The 320-nt window shown below is 59.1% G+C and carries 1 protein-coding gene; it reads left to right on the top strand.

Going from position 1 to position 320, the window contains the following annotated elements; translation table 11 throughout:
- Positions 1-16: 16 nt before the first annotated feature.
- Positions 17-320, top strand: a 304-nt coding sequence (locus EZJ44_RS08980; protein WP_191088409.1) for a hypothetical protein, incomplete at its 3' end; no start/stop codon positions are given.

Raw genomic sequence — 320 nt, 5'->3', positions numbered from 1 at the left:
GAGGATGCCGCAGATCGTGGCGAGTTCGCCTTTGCTGAAACCTGTTTCAGCAAGACGCGCACCAGAAACAGCTTTTCGTGCGGCCGTGGTTCGATTCTTCACAGCCACGCGAGGCTTCACTGTTTTCGTAGCAGGTGACGACGCGGTAGTTGAACTTGCTGCAGGTTGTGGAGAAGGTGCTGGCGTTGGCTGCGGGGCAGGAATAGGCGAAGGAGGCGTTACCGGATCAGCAGGAGTCACCGGTACCGGTGCGGGAGGCTCAGGAGTCGGATCCACTGGCGTTGGATCGACTGGTGACGGCGGAGTAGGAATAGGATCCA

The organism is Arcanobacterium bovis (assembly GCF_004331995.1).
Classification (GTDB): Bacteria; Actinomycetota; Actinomycetes; order Actinomycetales; family Actinomycetaceae; genus Arcanobacterium_A; species Arcanobacterium_A bovis.
Note: the sequence above shows the minus strand (reverse complement) of the source record. Positions and strands in the feature narration are given on the sequence as shown.